The following is a 19,543-nucleotide window of genomic DNA, read 5'->3' on the forward strand; positions in this document are numbered from 1 at the left end:
CTAGGCGCGAGCCGTCGGGAGTACGTGCGACGGCTCCTGTCCGATGTCGAGGTGTCAGGAGTTCAGGTGGAGTTACGCGCGAGACCAACACGTGCGGTCGTGGCGGCCGGGGTGGCCTCCACGGCCCTTCTGCTGGCCGGTGTCCCAGGTGCGGAAGCCCAGGACACGAGCGGCGCCGGTACGGTCAGGACGGCCGAGATGTCCAAGCCGTCCAAGGCGTCCGAGGCGTTCGGTACGGCCAATGCAGCGAAGACGGTGACCCTCGTGACCGGTGACCGGGTCATGATGGACGGCGCCGGAAAGGTCACCGGGCTGGTCCGGGCCGAGGGCCGGGAGAAGGTGCCGTTCTCCGTCCGGGAGATCGCCGGACACACCCATGTGGTGCCCGGCGACGCGGAGTTGCTGCTGGCGCGGGGCAGGCTGGACGCCCGGCTGTTCGACGTGACCCAGCTGGTGGCGGACGGCTACGACGACGCGGGCCGCGGTGACGTACCGCTGATCGTCACCTTCAAGGGGAAGAAGGCGCCCTCGATGACCCCGTTCACCGGGGCGGGGGCGAAGGTCGGCCGGGCGTTGCCGGTGGTCAACGGCAAGGCGATGCGGCCGGTGAAGAAGCGCGGCGCCGACTTCTGGAACGCCGTGACCGGCACCGGCCAACAGGCCGACAGGGCAACGGAGTTCACCGCCTCGACGGCGGTCGAGAAGCTGTGGCTGGACGGCCGGCGCAAGGCCAGTCTCGACAAGAGCGTGCCGCAGATCGGCGCACCGACCGCCTGGGCCGCCGGTTACGACGGCACCGGCGTCAAGGTCGCCGTGCTCGACACCGGCATCGACACCACCCACCCCGACCTGGCGAGCCAGGTGATCGCCGAGCAGGACTTCAGCGGTTCCGCCTCGGGCACCAGCGACAAGTTCGGCCACGGCACGCACGTGGCGTCCACCGTGGCCGGTACGGGCGCCAAGAGCGGGGGCAAGTACAAGGGCGTCGCTCCGGGCGCGAAGATCCTGAACGGCAAGGTTCTCGACGACAACGGCTTCGGCAGCGACTCCGGGATCATCGCGGGCATGGAGTGGGCGGTGGCGCAGGGCGCCGCGGTCGTCAACCTGAGCCTCGGTGGCGAGGACATGCCCGGCATCGACCCGATGGAGGAGACGGTCAACCGGCTCTCCGCCGAGTCCGACACCCTCTTCGTCATCTCGGCCGGCAACTCGGGCGAGGACGGTGAGAGCACGGTCGGTTCGCCCGGCAGCGCGGACGCCGCGCTCACCGTCGGCGCGGTCGACAAGTCCGACCAGCTCGCCGACTTCTCCAGCCGGGGCCCGCGCGTGGGCGACGGCGGGGTCAAGCCGGACCTGACCGCGCCCGGTGTCGCCATCACGGCGGCCGGGGCCTCGGGCAGCGTTCTGGAGGAGTGGTACCCCTCCGACATACCCGGCTACCTCACCCTCGACGGCACCTCCATGGCGTCCCCGCATGTGGCGGGCGCCGCCGCGATCCTCGCCCAGCAGCATCCCGACTGGGCCGGCGAGCGCATCAAGGCGGTCCTCACGGGCTCGGCCGAGCCGGGCGCGTACAGCTCCTTCCAGCAGGGCACCGGCCGCACCGACCTGGTCCGGGCGCTGGACCAGAGCGTCATCACCGAGCAGCAGCCGCTCGACTTCGGTCTCCAGCAGTGGCCGCACGGCGACGACACCCCGGCGACCAAGCAGGTGACGTACCGCAACCTCGGTACGCAGCCGGTCACCCTCGACCTGTCCGTGGACGCCCTCTCGACGGACGGCAAGCCCGCCGCCGAAGGCATGTTCGCCGTGTCACCGCGGCGGGTCACCGTCCCGGCGGGCGGTGAGGCGAGTGCCTCCGTCACCGCCGACACCCGCGCCGGCAGTGCCGACGGCTCCTTCGGCGGCTCGGTGCAGGCCACCTCCGCCGACGGCAAGGTCCAGGTGCGTACCGCTGTGGGCGTGGAGCGCGAGGTGGAGTCGTACAGCCTGACGCTCAAGCATCTCGACGAGAACGGCGCGCCGACCGGCGACGCCTCCACCTCCGTCTCGGACCTCGACAGCGACTTCTACGCCGACTACGCCGACGAGCAGGACGGCGAGCTCACGGTGCGGCTGCCGAAGGGCGACTACGCCCTCAGCGGGGTGATCCACCCGTCCTACGAATCCGCCACCCACGCCATCGTGGTGCAGCCGAAGCTGACCCTGGACCGGGACACCACCTTCACGGTCGACGCCCGGCAGACGCGGCCGGTCGAGATCACCGTGCCCGACGCGGCGGCGGAGAACACCGAGGGCACGGCCTACTTCAGCTACGCCCGCGGCGAGGGTCTGCGCCCGGGCAGCGTGGAGTTCCTCCTGCCCACGTTCAAGGGCACGACCTTCGGACAGCTCGGACCCGAGCCGGCCGCCGGCCAGGCGTCCGCCGTGTTCGCCGGCGACTGGACCCGCGAGGACGCCGAGGGCCGCCCGGTCACCTACCACCTGGGCTGGAACCGCCCCGGTGGTCTCGACGGCTTCGCCGCCAAGGTCCGGCACAACCAGCTCGCCAAGGTCGACCTGCAGGTCGGCGTGCCCGTCGAGGGCAGGCGCGTCCAGGTCGAGGTGTCGGCGTCCACCCCCGACGGGGACCTGATCTACGGCGCGAACGACCTGCGCGCCGGCCTGCCGCTGCGGACCACCGACTACATCCTCGACAACGGCGTCAAGTGGGCCTTCCGCTCGTGGCAGATGTTCGGCGAGGACCACGAGGCGCACTCCGAGAGCTTCCTGATGCGGATGCCGAGGACCTGGCAGGCCGGTCACAGCTACACCGAACGGTTCAACGTCGGCGTCTTCGGCCCGGTCCTGCCCGCCGCGGGTGACCTCGGACCGGAGCGGGGACTGCCCGGGGTCGTGCGGTACGGGAACGTCATCAGGGCCTTTACGCCGCAGTTCGGCGACGGCGCCGGACACTGGGGCCTCAGCGAATACACCTCGGTGACGAGCTCGCTCCAGGCCGACGGCAAGGAGATCCCCGACGACTACGGCATCTCGCCGATCGACCTCACCGAGTACACCGTTCCCGCGCAGGACAGCGCGTACAGACTGACGGTGGACGCCAAGCGTGATCCCGCGGTGTACCCGGTCAGCACCCGTGTCCGGACGGAGTGGACCTTCCGCTCCGCCACCACCCCCGAGGACGCGAACACCGCCCTCCCGCTGTCGGTGATCCGCTTCTCACCCGACCTGAGCCTGTCCAGCACGGCGAAGGCGGGCAAGCGGTTCTCGGTGCCCTTCACCGTCGAGGGCGCGGCGGCCGGACAGAGGCCCGCCAAGCTCGCCTTCGAGGTCTCGTACGACGAGGGCGCCACCTGGCAGCACGCCAAGGCCGTCGGCGGTACGCACCTGGAGCTGACCCACCCGGCCACCGCGGGCTCCGTCTCCCTGCGGGCGAAACTGACCGACCGGGCCGGCAACACCCTGGTCCAGACGATCGAACGCGCCTACCTCACCACCAAGTAGACGTACGTCGAGTCCTGCCGGGGTCGGTGTCCACACCGCCCCCGGCAGGACTGTTCACTGCTCCCCTCATGACTGTTCACTGTTCCCCTCATTGCTCCCTTGACTGTCCACAACAGCCGCGCGAGTCACGGAAGTTCACGGGTTCCCGCCCGCCGTGAACGGGGATAGCCATAGGGTGCGGCCACAGGTCGCGGGGGAACGGCGACGGGGGGAACGCCACATGTCCATGTCTCGATGGAGTGTGTCTCGGGCCAGATCACCTTTGCGCGGCCGCATCACGCTGCTGTGCCTTTTCCTTCTCCTCGTGGGCAGCCCCTGGGGGCAGCGGCGCGTCGAGGACCTCTACGCGGAGTACTACGACGGCGAGACCGCACGCTGGCTGATCCAGGGGGGTTTCGTCCCGAGGTGGGCCCTCTCCGCCGACCCGCGGATCGACTACTTCGGCTCGTCCATGCTGGTCGTGCAGGACCTCAGCGTCGTACTGCTGCTCGTGGCGCTCGCCCGCGTCATGCGCCGGGCGACCGGCTGGAGCCGCTGCCTCGTCGGGGCACTGCTGGTGTCGGAATTCGTGGCCCTGCTGCGCTGGTGGATGCTCGACACCTTCGTCGACGGACTGGACCTGTCGTCCGCCGGCCTGAAGGAAGAGCTCCTGCACGCCCCACTCGCGTTCGGCCTGGTGACCGGAGTCCTTCTCGGCCTGCTGACCATGGGCCGGAAAGGTGCGCGAGTCGCCGGTTCCGTCCGTGCCGGCAAGAAGCCGTCGTTCCTTCAGGGAAAGTTCCTTCAGGGAAAGGGAGATGCCGCCATGACGACCCCGCAGGCGCACATGCCGGTCGGAAGCACGCCGGGTGATGTCACCCGGTATCTGTGCGCCGCGGCCTACGTCGACGAGGGGTTCGCCGACCGGGTGGTGGAGGGCGTGCTCGCCGACGAGGCCGGCGCCGTGGCACCCTCGCCCGATGTCGACCTGGTGGCGGTGGCCCGCCACTGCCTGGCGGCACAGGACCTCCGCCGTGCCCGCGACCTGCGGCTGACGGGGGCGTTCGCGGTCGTGGCACTGTTCGCACCGCTGTGGCTGGTGTTCCCCGCGCTGCTCCTGTCCGTCGCCACGGCGATGAGCCGCCCGCGACCCAGCCGTGCCACCCGTGGTCTGCGCCAGCCCGGCCGCAGGGTTCTGCCGGCCACGGCGGTCACCGCCGCAGGGGTGGTGCTCTTCGCCTTCCCCTTCGCCATCGGCATCGCGGCACTGCCCGTCTCCGGGTTCGCGAGCTGGCTGCTCGGTGCCTACCTGGCGGGGGTACCGGCCGTGCTCGCGTCCGTCGGCGCGACGCTCTTCGCCTACACGACGGTCGTGCGGCACGACCTCGCCGTCGACAAGCTGCTGCGCACCACCATGACCCGCGAGACGTTCACCCGGCAGCCCCCGCCGTCCGTGCCCCGGCGGGTGTGGATCGCCCGGCGGCTGGCGGTCGTCAAGGAGGCACGCGACGGCAACGTCACCGTGTACAGCGGGTTCTCACCGTTCGTCGGCTACGCCATGGCCGCCTCCAACTGGTCGCTCGCGGTGCCGCTCCTGCCCGCCGAGGACACCCCCGGCAAGAGATCGCGGCCCGCCGAGCCGGAGGCGTTCACCGTCGTCGAACTCGTCGACCACGTACGCCAACAGCTTCGCGCGGTCGCCGCGCGCGGCGGTGTCAACGGGACGGCGGACGCCACCTCGGAGGACCTCCGCTCCCTCACCGTCGAGGACCGGGTCTTCGTGGACGGCACGACCATCGGCGACGACCCCCGGTTCATGTCGACCACCGGCCTGTCACCGGCCGCGCGGCTGTCGGCCGAGGAGATCCAGGAGATCGTGCTCCATCCGACGGGCACGGTCCGTCACCATCTGGCGGTCCATGTGCCGCTCTGGGGCGGTGACGTGGTGCCGAGCGTGTTCCTGCACTTCTCGACCGAGGGCAGGACCCTGCATCTGCAGTGCGGCAACCATGTGCTCGGTCCGGTGGCCGCCGCCTACCACGTGGTGGACCGGCTGCGTGACCCGCTCACCCCCGAGCGGCAGCGCGGGCTGCTGGCGGAGGCGCTCCCCCGTACCGGCCCGGCGTTCTTCGGGGCGCCCTCCCGCGCGCTGCGTCAGGCCCGTTTCGAGGCCAGGCGCACCCGGCGGATGGTGGACGAACTGACCGCCCTGGAGCAGGACCCGGTCTTCGACTACGGCGCCCGGCTGAGCGTACGGGAGTTGGCGCTGAGCCCCAGCTACCACAACTACTTCCAGGTGGTGGACGCCGGGCGGATCACGTCGGCGGTGGAACGCCACACCCTCGCCGCGATCCGGGAGTTCCTCGACGCGCGCGGTTACGACATCACCGACTTCCGCAGCCAGCAGCAGACCATCCTCAACCAGGGCCTCATCCAGCAGGGCGGGACGAGCATCATCGGCAACCAGGCGATCGGCCCGGGGTCCAGCGCCACCCAGAACGTCACGCAGAAGACCGGCCCGGCCGCCACCGCCGGTGCCGAGAAGTAGCCCGGAAGACAGGGATTTCGCGATGAGCAGCAGTAGCGGTAGCAGTGAGGTCGGCCGTCCGGACCCGCCCGTCCGTCCGGAACCGCCCGTCAACAACGGCCTGGTGATCAACGGCGGTACGCACTACGTGGGCAACCAGGCGATCGGCCACCGCGCCCAGGCGTTCTCCGGTTCGGTCGGATTCCAGCCGCAGGGCGCCGAGCAGGCCGCCGCCCGGATGTCCGAACTCCTCGTCCAGGTCGAGCAGTTGCTCGCCCAGCACCGCGAGGCGCTGGCCGACCCCGAGGCCACCACCCGGGAGCTGCGGCGCCTGCGGGAGGAACTCGACGAGGAGGAGCCGGAGCCGACGGTCCTGCGACGCGCCCTGGACCGCCTGACCGAGTTCGTCCAGCCGGTGACCCCGCTCGTGCTCGCGGTCGGGGAACTCGCGCAGACGGTACGGGGGGCCCTGGGCGTCTGACGCCCGAGCGCCGACCCGATGGTCTCCAGGGGTCGGCGCTCGGGCGACCGCCGCCGCGGCCCGGGATCCGGACCGCGGCGAGCGAGAAAGCGCGGCCGACGACATCCGTCGCCGGAGGACCACCGGGCGGCAGCCCGGTCGGTCCACGTCCACCCAACGCGCTGCACCTGCACCCGGACCTGCGCCCGGACCTGCGCCCGGACCTGCACCTGCACCCGGACCTGCGCCCGGACCTGCGCCCGGACCTGCACCTGCGCCCGGACCTGCGCCCGGACCTGCGCCTGCGCCTGCACCCGGACCTGCACCTGCGCCTGCGCCCGGACCTCGCCGACGCCGTGAACGCGGCACCGGCCTCCGACTACGACACCGCCGCGACCCTCACCCCCGACCGGCGCGACTTCCCTGTCGTACGCCCCTTGAGCCGGCACCAGGCGTTCCGGGCACTGCCCGACGACCTGCCGCGCTGCCGCTGTGGGCGGGTCCCTGTCGGACCCGTCGGACGCCGGAGGTGGTTCGGCATCGGCCGGCAGCGGGGTCCGCGGGGCGTTTCCCGCCGGGAAGGATGTGCCGTCCGGAGCCCGTGGCCGTGAGCGCGCCCGTGCCGGACGGGGCCGCCGACCGCCGGTCGTGCCGTGACCGTCGTCGCTCCGCCGGTGGCGTCACCGGCCGGGACGCACTCCAGGACCGGCTCCGCGGCACGGTCGGCACTGGCACTGGCACTGGCACCGGTACCGCGACCGGTGGCGAAGACGAACAGCCGCAGGACCAGGAAGCGGCCGAGGCCGGCGAGGCCTGAGGCGCTGAGGTAGACGATCTGCTCGGTGAGCGCCGAGGGTGACGACTGGACCAGGTGCAGCAGGAGCATCGCCGCGCAGGTCACCACGTACGCCACCGCCGCGGAGCCCGCCGACTGCCAGTGTTCGCGTCGGCCGGCGCGGCGACCCGCCCCGAAGGTGAAGCGGGCGTGCAGCTCGGTGCAGAGGAGGGTGGAGGCGACGGTGATCACCGCGTTCGCCAGCCCCCAGGGCATCGACAGGGCCAGCAGTGTCACGGCGAAGCTGGAGAGAACGCCGACACCGCCGCCGCACACCACGAACCGGGCGAAGGAGGCGAACGGGCCGGGAGCGGTCGGGGCCGCCGGGGTCCGGGACGCTTCGTCCATGGCGGGTCTCCATCCGCTCCGTACGCGCGGTCTCGATGCCCGCGACGTGAACTTGCTTGACTTACTCAAGCATATCGAATTGCTTGAGTTACGCAAGTAGTCTCGGGTCGGATGTCGCGGAGATCACGGCCCGCCGGCCGCGGCTCGCCCAGGAGGGGGACGGGAGGCGGAGGGCGGGAGACGGGGAGTGGGCGTGCGGGGACGGCGGACGCGGACGTGCAGAAGCCGCCGCCCGCAGGTGCGGGCGGCGGCTTCTGCGTGTGTGTGGCGGCTGAAGGGACGTATGCCTACGCCTTGGTCGCGGCGACCTCCGCACCCTCCACGCCCTCCGGTGCCTCGACCGGGCTGTCGGACGCGGTCCCCTTAGTGTCCTCGCGTCGGCGCGGGATGAAGGAGGCGAGGAGGAAGGCCAGCAGGGCGGCTCCGGCGCCGATGGCCATGACGACCTTGAAGCCGTTCTCCGAGGGCAGTGCCACGCCACCGAAGTCGGTGGTCATCTGGGCCAGGATCACGCCGGCGAGGGCGCTGGCGAAGGAGGTGCCCAGGGACCGCATCAGGGTGTTGAGGCTGTTGGCGGCACCCGTCTGGGTGGGGTCCACGGCGCCCATGATCAGGGCGGGCAGCGCACCGTAGGTGAAGCCGATGCCGGCGCCGATGACACAGGACACCAGGATCAGGTGCCAGACCTCGGACATCAGGAGGAGGTTCAGGCCGTAGCCGCCGGCCACGATCAGCGCACCGATCATCAGGGTGACCTTCGGCCCCTTGGCCTTGGTGACCTTGGCGGACACGGCGGACATGACCATCATGACCAGGCCCTGCGGGGCCAGCACCAGACCGACGGTCAGCATGGACCTGCCCAGGCCGTAGCCGGTCGTCTCGGGCAGCTGGAGCAGCTGCGGCAGGACCAGGGACATCGCGAACATCGAGAAGCCGAGCGCGATCGAGGCGAGGTTGGTGAACAGCACCTGCGGGCGGACGGTGGTGCGCAGGTCGACCAGCGGCTGCGGGCTGCGCAGCTCCCACCAGCCCCAGGTCACCAGGATCACGACGGCGGCGACGCCCAGGCCGAGGGTGGTACCGCTGGTCCAGCCCCAGTCGCCGCCCTTGGACACGGCCAGCAGCAGGGACATCAGACCGGCCGCGAGGCCGAGCGAGCCGACCAGGTCGAACCGGCCGCCGGCGCGCACCTTCGACTCCGGCACGATCAGCAGGACCAGGACGAGGGCGACGACACCCAGGGCCGCGGAGACCCAGAAGAGGATGTGCCAGTCCCAGTTGTCGGCGATGAACGCGGCGCTGGGCAGTCCCAGCGCACCGCCGACACCGAGGGAGGCACTCATCAGCGCGGTGGATCCGGCCAGCCGGTCGGCGGGCAGTGCGTCACGCATGATGCTGATGCCGAGCGGTACGACCGCTGCCGCGAGGCCCTGCAGGGCGCGCCCGATGATCATCGGGACGAGGGAGTCGGCCAGCGCGCAGACCACCGAACCGGACACCAGCAGCACGATGCTGACCAGCAGCATCCGGCGCTTGCCGAACATGTCGCCGAGCCTGCCCGCCACCGGGGTGGCGACGGAGGCCGCGAGCAGGGTGGCGGTGACGGCCCAGGCGGTGTCGGACGCCGGGGCGTTCAGCAGCTTCGGCAGCTCGGGAACGATCGGGATGACCAGGGTCTGCATCAGCGAGACGACGATCCCGGCCAGGGCCAGTACCGCCACCACGGCGTTCGGCCTCGGCGGTGGGGGCACCTCCCGCGCCTTTCGGGCAGCGGGGGAGGGTGTTCCCGCTCCGGCGGGACGGGTAAGGGCGTTGGACATGGCGTCGGTCCTCCGTGGGGCGAGTCGTGGAATCGAGCGTCGAGTCGGGTGCCGAATCGAGCCGCACATCAAATTGCTTGACTTACGCAAGCATAAAGAGAATTGCTTGACTTACGCAAGTTCAATGGGAGGGGGGTGTGGTGGTCTGCGTCACAGTGGGGCCTGCTCGGCCTGGAGGGGCAGCTCGGCGACGACCCCGAAGCCGCCCCCGTCCTCCTGGCCGCGGTGCTCCGCACGGAAGGTCCCGCCGACGGAATGGGCCCGCTCGCGCATGCCGATGAGGCCGTAACCACCGCTCGGGCAAAGGGGGTTGGGTGATTCGAGGAGGTCGAGAGATTCGGAAGATTCGAGGAAGTCGGGAGAGTCGGAAGATTCGAGGGAGTCGGGGGAGACGGGTTTCTTCCCCGGGCCGTCGTCGGTGACGGCCAGGACGACGCCGGCTGCGGAGTAGGTGAGCCGCACCTCGGCCGAACGGGCGGCGGCGTGTTTGGTGACGTTGGTCAGGGCCTCCTGCGCTATCCGGTACGCCGTGAGGTCCACGCCGGCCGACAGTGGCCGCGGTTCCCCTTCGACTCTGACGGCGACCCTCAGCCCGGCGTGCTGGAAGGAGGCGGCGAGCTCCGGCAGTCGGGCGAGTCCGGGAGGGGGTTCCATGGGTGGGTCCCGGTCGTCGGAGTTCCTCAACAGGCCGACGGTGGCCTTGAGTTCACGCAGGGCCGAGGATGTGGTGCCGGTCAGTTCGGCGACGATCCGCGCCGCCTCGTCGGGCCGGGCGGGCAGCTGACGGGCGACTGCGCCGGCCTGGAGGTTGGCCAGCACCAGGTGGTGGGCGACGACGTCGTGCAGGTCACGGGCGATGCGCATCCGCTCCTCGGCGACCCGGCGGCGGGCCTCCTCCTCCCGGGTGCGCTCCGCGTGCTCGGCGCGGGCCCGGACCGCCTCCAGATAGGCCCCGCGCAGTCGGTTCGCGGTGCCCAGTGAGGTGGGCAGCAGCAGCCAGGCGGCGGGGCCGACCAGCTTGAGGACCAGCGGTTCACCGGCAGGGCCGACGATCAGCGCCGTGCTGACCAGCAGGACGATGCCGCCGCAGGTGAAGGAGTTGGCGGTCTTCCGGTCCGTACGCAGGGCCAGTGAGTGGAGCGCGACCATGAGCGGTCCGAGCAGCAGGATCGAGAGAACGTGGCCCATGCCGGCCATGGCGGTGGCGCAGAGGGCGGTCACCGTCACGGTGGCGCGGGGACGGCAGCGGTGCCACAGCAACGCCACGCAGGAGACGCCCGTCAGCAGCGCGCCGGGCCACCACGGGAGCGCAGGACCGCCGGGCAGCGTGAAGAGGCTGCCGGGAAAGGAACAGGCGAAGACGGCCGCGGCGACAGCGGCGTCGACGGGGCCGGGATGCTCCACGGGCTCGGGATGCCCTACGGGGCTCGGATGGCTGCGCAGCTGCCGCTGCGGGCTGCTGATCATGGGGGAGCGGTTCCTGTACGGTAGGTAATATTGCTTGACTCAGGCAAACATAAAAGAGTTACTTAAGTCAAGCAACCTTCTTGACGTCGCGCCGCCAGCTCAGCTGGAGAGGTTCAGCCCAGAACTCACCGGTGGGGGGATAGTTGTACGCGGACCGCCCCACGTTCCCGCTGGCCCGGAACGGGTTGCCCTTGTCGTCGACGCGTACGACGCCTTCCCGGATCTGCTGGTTCGTGCCGGGGTCCGCGCAGAAGCGCGGGCCGAGGCTGGAGTCGGTCGACAGTGAACCGGCCGGCAGGCTGCCCCCGGGACTTAGGGCTTGTCCGACCGCGGGATGTCGCGCTTCTCCAGCGGGTGTACCGCGGGCCCCTGGAGGATTCGTCCGTCCGGGGCGAAGCGGGAGCCGTGGCAGGGGCATTCCCATGCCTGTTCCGCGTCGTTGAAGGCCACGATGCAGCCGAGGTGGGTGCAGCGGGCCGAGACGGCCTGGAGGGTGCCGCTCTCGTCCCGGTGGACCGCGCACTGCTGTCCGCCCAGGCGCAGCACCGCGCCGTGGCCCGGCGGGATGTCGCCCGGCTCGGGGGCCGTCATGGTCGGCAGCCGGTCGCCGACGAAGTGCCGGGCCACCTGGGCCTGGTGCTTCAGGAACGACACTCCCTCGCGGATCACGGGCGTCAGCCGGCGCGGGTCGTAGAGGCCGCTCCACTCCACCGTACGGCCGTTGATCTGATCGCTGAGGAGCCGGCCCGCCATGATGCCGCCGCTCAGACCCCAGCCGCCGAAACCGGTGGCCACGTAGGTGTGCCGGCTGCCGCGGTGGAGGGGGCCGACCAGCGGTACGGAGTCGGTGGAGTCGTTGTCCTGGGTGGCCCAGCGGTGGGTGAACGTGAGGCCGGTGAAGCGGTCGTCGGCCCAGGCGGACAGCCGGTCGAACCTCTCCTCGGTGCCGGCGGCGCCGGGGGTGAAGTGCTCGCCGGTGACGATCAGGAGGCGCTTGCCGTCGCGGTACGGGGCGCTGCGCACCGAGCGTGTGTTCTGTTCCTGGGTGATGTACATGTCGCGCGGGGCGCGGTCCTCGTCGATGGTCCCGGCGACGACGAGTTCCCGGCGCGGGCTGAGCCGGGTGAAGAGGAGGGCGCGGTCGAAGACGGGGTAGTGCGTGGCGATCACGACTTCCTTCGCGCGGACCGAGATCCCGGCGTCGGTGCGCAGGACGCAGGGTTCGCCCTCGGTGAGACCGACGACGCGTGTGCCCTCGTACACCGTGCCGCCGCGCCCGCGCAGGTCCTCGGTGAGCGCCAGCAGGTACTTGCGGGGGTGGAACTGGGCCTGTCCGCTCACCCGGACCGCGCCGGCGACCGGGAAGGGCAGGTCGGTCTCGGTCACGAAGTCGGCCGGCAGGCCCGCCTCGCGTGCGGCTTCCGCTTCCGCCCGCAACGTCCCGACGTGCTTCGGGTCCTCGGCGTAGGTGTGGGCCGCCGCCTCCTCCCACTCGCAGTCGATGCCGAGTTCGTCGACGAGCCCGGCGGCGTACCGGATCGCCTCGGTCTGGGAGCGGGCGTACAGGCGGGCGCCCTCGGCGCCGCGGGTGCGGCGCAGGTGGTCGTAGACCAGGGTGTGCAGGGCGGTGAGCTTGGCCGTCGTGCGGCCGGTGACCCCGGCGGCGACGCGGTCCGCCTCCAGCACCGCCACCTCGCGTCCCTGCCGGACCAGCTCGTACGCGGTGCTGAGTCCGGCGATGCCGCCACCGATCACGGCGACGTCCACGGTGAGGTCACCGGACGGCGGGGGAGCGGGGGCGGCGGCCCGCGCGGTGTCCAGCCAGTAGGAGCTCTGGATTCCGTTTTCGGGGTTCATGGCGGCCGAGTGCCCATCGCGGTGAGGGATACGCCAGGACCGGGATGTCTTCAATCCGTGAGCCTGGGTACCCGAGGTCGTGCGGAAGACCGCCAATGCCGCCAACACCTCATATAAGGAGGAAAGCATGAGCACGGTCAAGGAAGTAGTGGAAGTGGACGTTCCCGTCCACACCGCCTACAACCAGTGGACTCAGTTCGAAGAGTTCCCCCAGTTCATGGAGGGCGTCGAGGAGGTCAAGCAGCTGGACGAGCGTCACAACCACTGGACCACCAAGATCGGTGGGGTGAAGCGCGAGTTCGACACCGAGATCGTCGACCAGCTCCAGGACGACCGGATCACCTGGCGTTCTGTCGGCGGCGACACCCAGCAGCGCGGTTCGGTCCGCTTCGAGCGTCTCGACGACACGCACACCCGTGTGGAGCTCACGATGGAGGTCGAGCCCACCGGCATGGTCGAGAAGGGCGCGGACGCGCTCGGCTTCATCGACCGCCGTGTCAAGGGCGATCTGCACCGCTTCAAGGACTTCATCGAGGAGCACGGCGGCGAGACGGGCGCCTGGCGCGGACGCATCCGCCCCGGAGACCCGGGTGCCACCGAGACGCCCGGGACGCCCGGGACGCCCGGGACCACCGGGATGCCTGGGACCACCGGAACGACCCCCATGCCCAGTGCTCCCCACACTCCCGGGACCCCCGGCACCGCTGGGGCCCCTGGAACGTCCGGTGTCCCCGGCGCTCCCCACACCCCTGGTACCTCCGGTACCCGTGGCACGCCGGGTACTCCCGGCACCCCCGGTCCGCGGATCTGACCGCGCTGAGGCCTGAGTTCTCAGGCCCGCGTTCCGAGGCCTGAGTCCTCACCCCTCCACCCCGATGGGCGCCGTACGCGGCGCCCATCGGTTTGTTCTGCTCCGGTTGTTCTCCTTCGCGGGATGTTAGGCCGAGGGCCGGCTCCCGGCCGCTGCCGGCCAGTCCCCGCGCAGTCCGGTGGCGCCCTCGCGCCAGGCGCCGAGCAGCCTGTCCGCGAGGCGGTTCTCGAGGTAGGCGGTCGCGTGGATACCGAACACCACGTCGGCGTCCAGGTGCGGCTCGCCCTCCAGGAGTCCGCCCACGACGTCGTGCCGTACGACCTGTTCGTGCACCGCGTCCGCCGTCACGTGCTCGGTGTAGAACCGCACGGCGGCCGGGCCGGCGCCCACGCGGCGCATCGCCTCGGCGAGGCGGCGGGAGCCCGGGGACGAGGTCACCTCGACGGCCGCGAAGTGGCCGACGAGCGCCGCGCGCAGCGCGCGGTGCAGACCGAACAGGGACATCAGGTTGACGGTGGCGAGCACCTCGGCAGGCGCCGCGTCGACGTAGTGGCCGTACGTGGTGTCCAGCCGCAGGTCCGCCATGAGGTCGGCGAACAGCTGCGCGTGGATCTCCTCGGCGCGGCCCCCGCCGAACTCGTCGAACTCCACGGCGACCATGGCCGCCTTGGCCCGGCCGTGGAGCCGGGGGAGGACCCAGGCGTGCGGGTCGGCTTCCTTGAGGTGGTAGAGGGAGCGCGCCGCCGCGTATGCGCGCACGTGTTCGAGGGTGCCTTCGTCCCGAAGGAAGTACGAGACGCCGGTGCCGTCGTCGCCGACCGGTTCGAGCTGGAGTTCGTCCAGCGCCTGTTCGGCCGTCTCCGTGGTGTCGATCGGCACGTCCCTGCGCAGTGCGCCCAGAAAAACCTCCTCCATCGCACCGCGGCAGGCCAGCAGAGCGCTGTCCCACTCAAGGCTGTCGGGGACGTCCTGGAAGCCCTGGTAGTGCAGCTCGTAGAGGACGTAGAGGGCGAGTTGCAGGTCGTCGCCGTACGGGGAGCAGCTCTCGGGATTCGGGACGGGAAGCGGCGTACCTCCGGGGGCCGTTCCCCGCAGCCGGGCCGTCACCGCGGCGGAGAGCGGGCCACGCGGCTCGGGCAGCGACGGGGGACGGAGCCGGAACTGCTGCCGGGCGAGGGCGGGGGAGGGGGTGGGGGAGCCGGTCATGAGGCCTTGCCTTCCTTGCCTTCCTTGTCGGACGGTTTGTGGCTGCGGCGGCGGTGGCTGGTGTCGCACCAGGGGAATGCGCGGCTGCGGCGGCAGGTGCAGACCGCCACGGTGAAGCGGTTCGAGACGGACACCTCGCCGTCCTCGCCCACCACCTCGACCGGGCCCTCGATGAGCAGGGGCCCGTCGCGCTGGACGCGGACCCGGCGGGGACGTTCAGGCGTGTTCGGCACGGATCACCACCAGCTCCTCCGTCGTGCCCTCGGCGGTGGTCGTCAGCCCCTGCTCCCGCAGCCAGGTGAGCCGGGAACGCAGCACCCGGCCGTAGGGCAGCAGGGCCCGGTCGACAACCCTCGCCCGCAGCCCGGCCGCGTCCAGGCGGGCCAGCGTCCCGTCGACGCCGCACAGGTGGGAGTGCACGATCAGGAGGGTCCCCTTCGGCCGGAGGACCGTCGGCGCGGTGTCGCAGATACGGTCGATCAGCAGACGGCCGTCCTGGCCGGCGTCCCAGGCCCTGGCGAGGCCCCGGGGCGGCGCGGTGTCGGGGGCGGGCACGTAGGGCGGGTTGCTGATGACCAGGTCGAAGCGGCGGCCGGGCACCGCCGACGCCAGGTCGCCGTGGCGCACGCGCAGGGACTGTCCGTTCAGCAGGGCGTTCAGCCGGGCGGTGGCGAGTGCCCGCCAGGAGATGTCGACGGCCGTGACCCGGCCGCCGAGCCGGGCCGCCTCGACCGCGAGCATGCCGCTTCCGGTGCCCAGGTCCAGTACGTCCGTCCCCTCCGAGACGCCCTCGCGGCGGATCGCCTGCCTCAGGAGCCGGGTGTCGGTCTGGGGTGCGTACACGCCCCGGGGCACCCAGCAGCGGAGCCGGGGGGCGGTGGTGAGGGTTTCGACCTCGACTGTCATGGGAGCCCCTCAGTCCGAGCCCGGTGCGGAGCCGGGGCCCTCGGTCAGCGCCTCGGCGCGGGCGGGCTCGGGGGGTTGCTTGAGAGTGCGCTTGTCGACAGGTGCTCGCACGATCGCTCCGACGTAGGGGACAGACGGTTCACCGCACGGACACGAGCCGACGGCGCACCACGAGTACCCCCTGGCAGCAGACGTAACGGTCGAAAAGTGTGTTCATCCCCCTCCCGGGAGTCAACTCACCTCCTGAGGTGATGTGGTGCCGGCCCCGACCGCCCCGACCGCCGTACCGCTCACCCCGTGGTCCGCCGTCCAGCTGGTGTTGTCCGGGACTTCACCTCGTCCGGCGCCTGGAGTATCGTCCTCGCGGTCCTCTTCGGGCGCGACCGCTTCCGGGCACTGCCGCGATCCGCCGCCGGACCCGGAGCTTGGTGAGTCCGGAACCCGGACCGTGATCCAGCCATCTTCAACTGTCGGGAGCCGCTGACAGGTCTCACACAGGTTGACTTCACGGGGGAGGAAGCTGCCCAAAAACGTGATCAGTGGCTGATTGACAGAAGTCCGGCAAATCGAATGGGAACTCATATATGCCGCCGCGAGCGTCTGAGCGAATACATCGCAGAACCATGTTCTCGATGTGGCGGCAACCGTCGGCGAGGCTCTGGGCCGTGGCGGGTGTGGTGGCCCTCGGGTTCCTCGTCGCGCTGGAGGTCGCCGCGCGTCACTACGGCCTGCCGGGACCGATCACCAACCAGGTGCGCGAGGTGATATGTGCCCCCAAGTCGGGGCCCCTGCTGTACGCGAGCATGGCGTTGATGATGGTGGTCCTCACCTGGCGGGAGCGGTTCATCGCGGCGGGGGCCGCGATCGGCATCGACGTCGTCGTGCTGCTGGTGCGGGTGGCGGCCGGCGCCAGGGTGGGCGGCGGCCACTTCTTCGGCAACGGCGCTCTGTGGGTGATGCTGGGCTGCGCGGTCATCGCCGTCACGCGCCGCACCGGCCGGGAACGGCTCCTGCTGCTGAAGGGCGTCGGGCTGGGCCTGCTGCTGGTGGCGGGCCGCAAGGCGGGCGACACCTGGCTGCTGATCACGTCGAAGACCCGCCCGACGGTGCTCGACCAGTACGTGGCGACCGCCGATCACGCGCTGGGCGATCCGTCGTGGCTGGTGGGCCGGATGGTCAGGGCCACGGGCCCGATCGGCACCCATCTTCTCGACTGGGTCTACATCCAGCTCGCGGTGGCCGCGGTCTGCGTCGCGCTGTACCAGCTGCGCAACGTGGCCGCCGAAGGCCGTTTCCCGAGCCACCACGTGGTGCGCACCTTTCTGGCGATCGGCCTCCTCGGACCGGCCATCTACATGATCTTCCCGGTCGTCGGACCGGTCTTCGCGTACGGCCCCGGCGCCTTCGGCACCGGCGGCGGGCACTGGGCGGTGGCCGACCTGTGGCCGAACACGCCACTGCCGATCACCACCCCGCACCCGATGCCGTACGACGGGATCACGCCCCGCAACTGCATGCCCAGCCTGCACACAGCGTGGGCCACCGCGATCTTCGTCCACTCCCGCAAGGGCCCACGGTTCCTGCGGTTCGCGGGCACCTTCTGGCTGGTCGCCACGCTCACCGCGACGCTGGGCTTCGGCTACCACTACGGTGCGGACCTCGTGGCCGGCGTGGTGTTCGCGCTGACGGTCGAGGCCGCTCTGCGCTCGCTCGCGCGTGGCTGGGACCGGTCGGCGACCTGGCTGGTCGCTCACGGCGCGACGGTCTTCGCCGCGCTCCTGGTGTCGTACCGCTGTCTGCCGATGGAGATGGCCGAACATCCGTGGGTGTTCGGACCACTGATCATTCTGGCGATGCTCTCGGTGATCGACGGGTACGTACGGACCACCAGGAGATGGGAACCGGAGCACACACCGGCGCGGCAACCGGGACGGCGACTCGAACTGGTGTCAACTACCCGGTCGTGAACGACCGGAGATCGTTGATCTCTTCGAACTGACACCCCGCCCCCCCGTCACAGTTCCGGCAGCCGCAGCGCGAGGAGCGCCACGTCGTCCGTGCTGCCGGGTGGCATACGGGCCAGGAGCTGGTCGCACAGGGTGTCCAGCGGGGCGTGGGCGAGGTCCAGGGCGTGGCTGCGCAGGCGGCGCAGGCCGGTGTCGAGGTCGCTGCCGGGGATCTCGATCAGGCCGTCGGTGTAGAGGAGCAGGGTGGAGCCCGGCGGCAGGGCCTGGGTGGCGGTCGGCCGGCTCTCGCCGCCGCCGTTGTGACGGGCGCCGAGGAGGAGGCCCTGGCCGGCTTCGAGGTACCGCGCGTGTCCGCCGGGGGTCAGCAGGAGCGGCGGCGGGTGGCCGGCGCTGGTCCACCGCAGGGTCCACGGGCCCGTGTCCGGGTGGCCCTCCACCCGGGCGAGGACGAGGGTGGCCATGGGGACGGTGGTGATGGCGGGCATGGCGTCGTCGAGGCGGTCGACGACCGTGCCCGGCGGCCCGGAGCGGTCCCAGGCCAACGAGCGCAGGATGCCGTGCAGTTGGGCCATTCCGGCCGCCGCCGTCAGATCGTGGCCCACGACGTCGCCGATGACCAGCGCGAGCGTGCCGTCCTTCAGCTCGAACGCGTCGTACCAGTCGCCGCCGACCTGGGAGCCGACGGGGGCGGGCTGGTAGCGGGCGGCCAGCCGCAGGCGGCCGGGCTGGGGCAGCGGGGCGAGCAGGTTGCGCTGCATGGCCTCGGCGACGGCCCGCTGGCGGCCGAACCGCCGGGCGTTGTCGATGACCAGGCCGACCCGCCGCCCGATGTCGCTCACCACCCCGAGGTCGGCGTCGTCGAAGGGGTGCGCCGGATCGGTGCGCACCACGGTCAGGGCGCCGGTGATCTGCCGTTCGGGGCCGGAGCCCAGGGGCACCGTGATGGCGGACGTCGCGCGCACCGTTCGCAGGAAGTCGCTGTGCACGGCGGCCAGGCCGGAGCCGGGCGGTGCGGCGGCGGCCATCTCCGGCACGCCCTGCCGTACGGGATCACCGCCGTTCAGCACCTGGACGAGGGGCGACCAGTCACGCTCCCCCTCCCCCTCCCCGGCCTCGGGCAGGCGCTCGCGTCCGCCCTCCAGCGCGGCGTCCCGGCCCGCGGGCCCGGTGACCGCCACCCGGTGGATCCGCCCGGAACCGGTCCGGAGGTCCACCGCCGCCCAGTCGGCGAGACGAGGGACCAGCAGTCGGCCCAGCCGGGCGAGAGCCTCGTCGGTCTCCAGGGTCTGGCCCAGTACGTCGGTGATCTCCGCGACCAGGGTCAGCCGCTCGTTGAGGTCCTCCAGGGCGCTCGTGTAGGCCGCGCCTTCGCGACGCGCGCCCGGGTCGCCGCTGCCGTCGGCGCTGTCCGTGCGGTCGGTGAGCAGCACGGCCATGCCCTTGAAGGAACCGTCGTCCACCAGGGGAGAGGCGGACCAGGAGACCGTGACCAGGCGGCCGTCGCCGCGCAGACAGCTGTCGCCGTCACCGCGTGCGGCACCCTTCCCGGCCAGCGCCCGGAGCAGCGGGCACCGCTCCCGTGGGAGGGTGCCGCCGGCCGCGTCCCGGTGCAGCAGGTCGTGGACGTCCTGCCCGCGTACCGCGGTGGCGGTACGGCCCAGCAGCCGCTCGGCGGCCGGGTTGACGGCGTCGATCCGGCCGGCCGGATCGACCACCATCAGTGCTGTGCTCAGCCGTTCGACGACCTGTCTCCAGAACTTCGGCCCGGCCGCCGGCCGTGCCCCCGACTCGTCACCCGCACCGGGCACCGCATCCTCCACCACGCCGCCCTCGAGTCAGGGCGGCCTCGCACCGAA

Annotated in this window: 11 protein-coding genes and 2 pseudogenes; 5 read left to right on the top strand and 8 right to left on the bottom strand. The window is 71.6% G+C overall.

Annotation, left to right across the window (positions count from 1 at the left end):
* The first annotated feature begins 66 nt into the window (after positions 1-66).
* The 3 genes from ACW4TU_RS23530 to ACW4TU_RS23540 all read left to right on the top strand — a co-directional run bounded on the left by ACW4TU_RS23530 (position 67) and on the right by ACW4TU_RS23540 (position 6,491).
* Complete coding sequence (locus tag ACW4TU_RS23530; RefSeq protein ID WP_457416627.1) at positions 67-3,504, top strand: S8 family peptidase; 3,438 nt, start codon at positions 67-69, stop codon at positions 3,502-3,504.
* A gap of 304 nt (positions 3,505-3,808) precedes the next feature.
* Positions 3,809-6,031, top strand: a complete 2,223-nt coding sequence (locus tag ACW4TU_RS23535; RefSeq protein ID WP_457416629.1) for a hypothetical protein — start codon at positions 3,809-3,811, stop codon at positions 6,029-6,031.
* Positions 6,032-6,053: 22 nt separating this feature from the next.
* Positions 6,054-6,491, top strand: a complete 438-nt coding sequence (locus tag ACW4TU_RS23540) for a DUF5955 family protein (RefSeq protein WP_457416631.1) — start codon at positions 6,054-6,056, stop codon at positions 6,489-6,491.
* Between the two features lie 685 nt (positions 6,492-7,176).
* On the opposite strand, the pseudogene ACW4TU_RS23545 reads toward ACW4TU_RS23540, so the two are convergent.
* The 4 genes and pseudogenes from ACW4TU_RS23545 to ACW4TU_RS23560 all read right to left on the bottom strand — a co-directional run.
* A pseudogene (locus ACW4TU_RS23545) lies at positions 7,177-7,653 on the bottom strand (GtrA family protein); the annotation flags it as partial.
* 287 nt (positions 7,654-7,940) lie between these two features.
* Positions 7,941-9,473, bottom strand: coding sequence for an MFS transporter (locus tag ACW4TU_RS23550; RefSeq protein WP_457416633.1), 1,533 nt, complete (start codon positions 9,471-9,473; stop codon positions 7,941-7,943).
* Between the two features lie 150 nt (positions 9,474-9,623).
* Positions 9,624-10,940, bottom strand: a complete 1,317-nt coding sequence (locus tag ACW4TU_RS23555; RefSeq protein WP_457416635.1) for a sensor histidine kinase — start codon at positions 10,938-10,940, stop codon at positions 9,624-9,626.
* 312 nt (positions 10,941-11,252) lie between these two features.
* Positions 11,253-12,797 carry an FAD-dependent oxidoreductase gene (locus ACW4TU_RS23560; protein ID WP_457416637.1) on the bottom strand — a complete coding sequence of 515 codons (1,545 nt, stop codon included), beginning with the start codon at positions 12,795-12,797 and terminating at the stop codon, positions 11,253-11,255.
* Between the two features lie 127 nt (positions 12,798-12,924).
* Between ACW4TU_RS23560 and ACW4TU_RS23565 the strand changes: the two are divergent.
* Positions 12,925-13,389: pseudogene (locus ACW4TU_RS23565) on the top strand (SRPBCC family protein); the annotation flags it as partial.
* Between the two features lie 345 nt (positions 13,390-13,734).
* Here ACW4TU_RS23565 and ACW4TU_RS23570 read toward each other — a convergent pair.
* The 3 genes from ACW4TU_RS23570 to ACW4TU_RS23580 are packed head-to-tail and all read right to left on the bottom strand — an operon-like array spanning position 13,735 to position 15,720.
* Entirely contained in the window at positions 13,735-14,814 is a 1,080-nt protein-coding gene (locus ACW4TU_RS23570; protein ID WP_457416639.1) for an iron-containing redox enzyme family protein, read from the bottom strand.
* Complete coding sequence (locus ACW4TU_RS23575) at positions 14,811-15,047, bottom strand: CDGSH iron-sulfur domain-containing protein (RefSeq protein WP_457416641.1); 237 nt, start codon at positions 15,045-15,047, stop codon at positions 14,811-14,813. Before ACW4TU_RS23575 ends, ACW4TU_RS23570 begins: the two co-directional genes overlap by 4 nt.
* On the bottom strand, positions 15,031-15,720 hold the full coding sequence (locus tag ACW4TU_RS23580; RefSeq protein ID WP_457416643.1) for a HemK2/MTQ2 family protein methyltransferase: 690 nt from the start codon (positions 15,718-15,720) through the stop codon (positions 15,031-15,033). The genes ACW4TU_RS23575 and ACW4TU_RS23580 overlap by 17 nt, the downstream gene beginning before the upstream one ends.
* A 632-nt stretch (positions 15,721-16,352) precedes the next feature.
* Here ACW4TU_RS23580 and ACW4TU_RS23585 point away from each other — a divergent pair.
* Positions 16,353-17,687 carry a phosphatase PAP2 family protein gene (locus ACW4TU_RS23585; protein WP_457416645.1) on the top strand — a complete coding sequence of 445 codons (1,335 nt, stop codon included), beginning with the start codon at positions 16,353-16,355 and terminating at the stop codon, positions 17,685-17,687.
* A gap of 47 nt (positions 17,688-17,734) precedes the next feature.
* Here the strand turns inward: ACW4TU_RS23585 and ACW4TU_RS23590 are convergent, their stop codons facing one another.
* Positions 17,735-19,495: a PP2C family protein-serine/threonine phosphatase gene (locus ACW4TU_RS23590; RefSeq protein ID WP_457416647.1), complete on the bottom strand. Its 1,761-nt coding sequence runs from the start codon at positions 19,493-19,495 to the stop codon at positions 17,735-17,737.
* Between the last annotated feature and the right edge of the window lie 48 nt (positions 19,496-19,543).

This window comes from Streptomyces kryoterrae, from assembly GCF_054072135.1.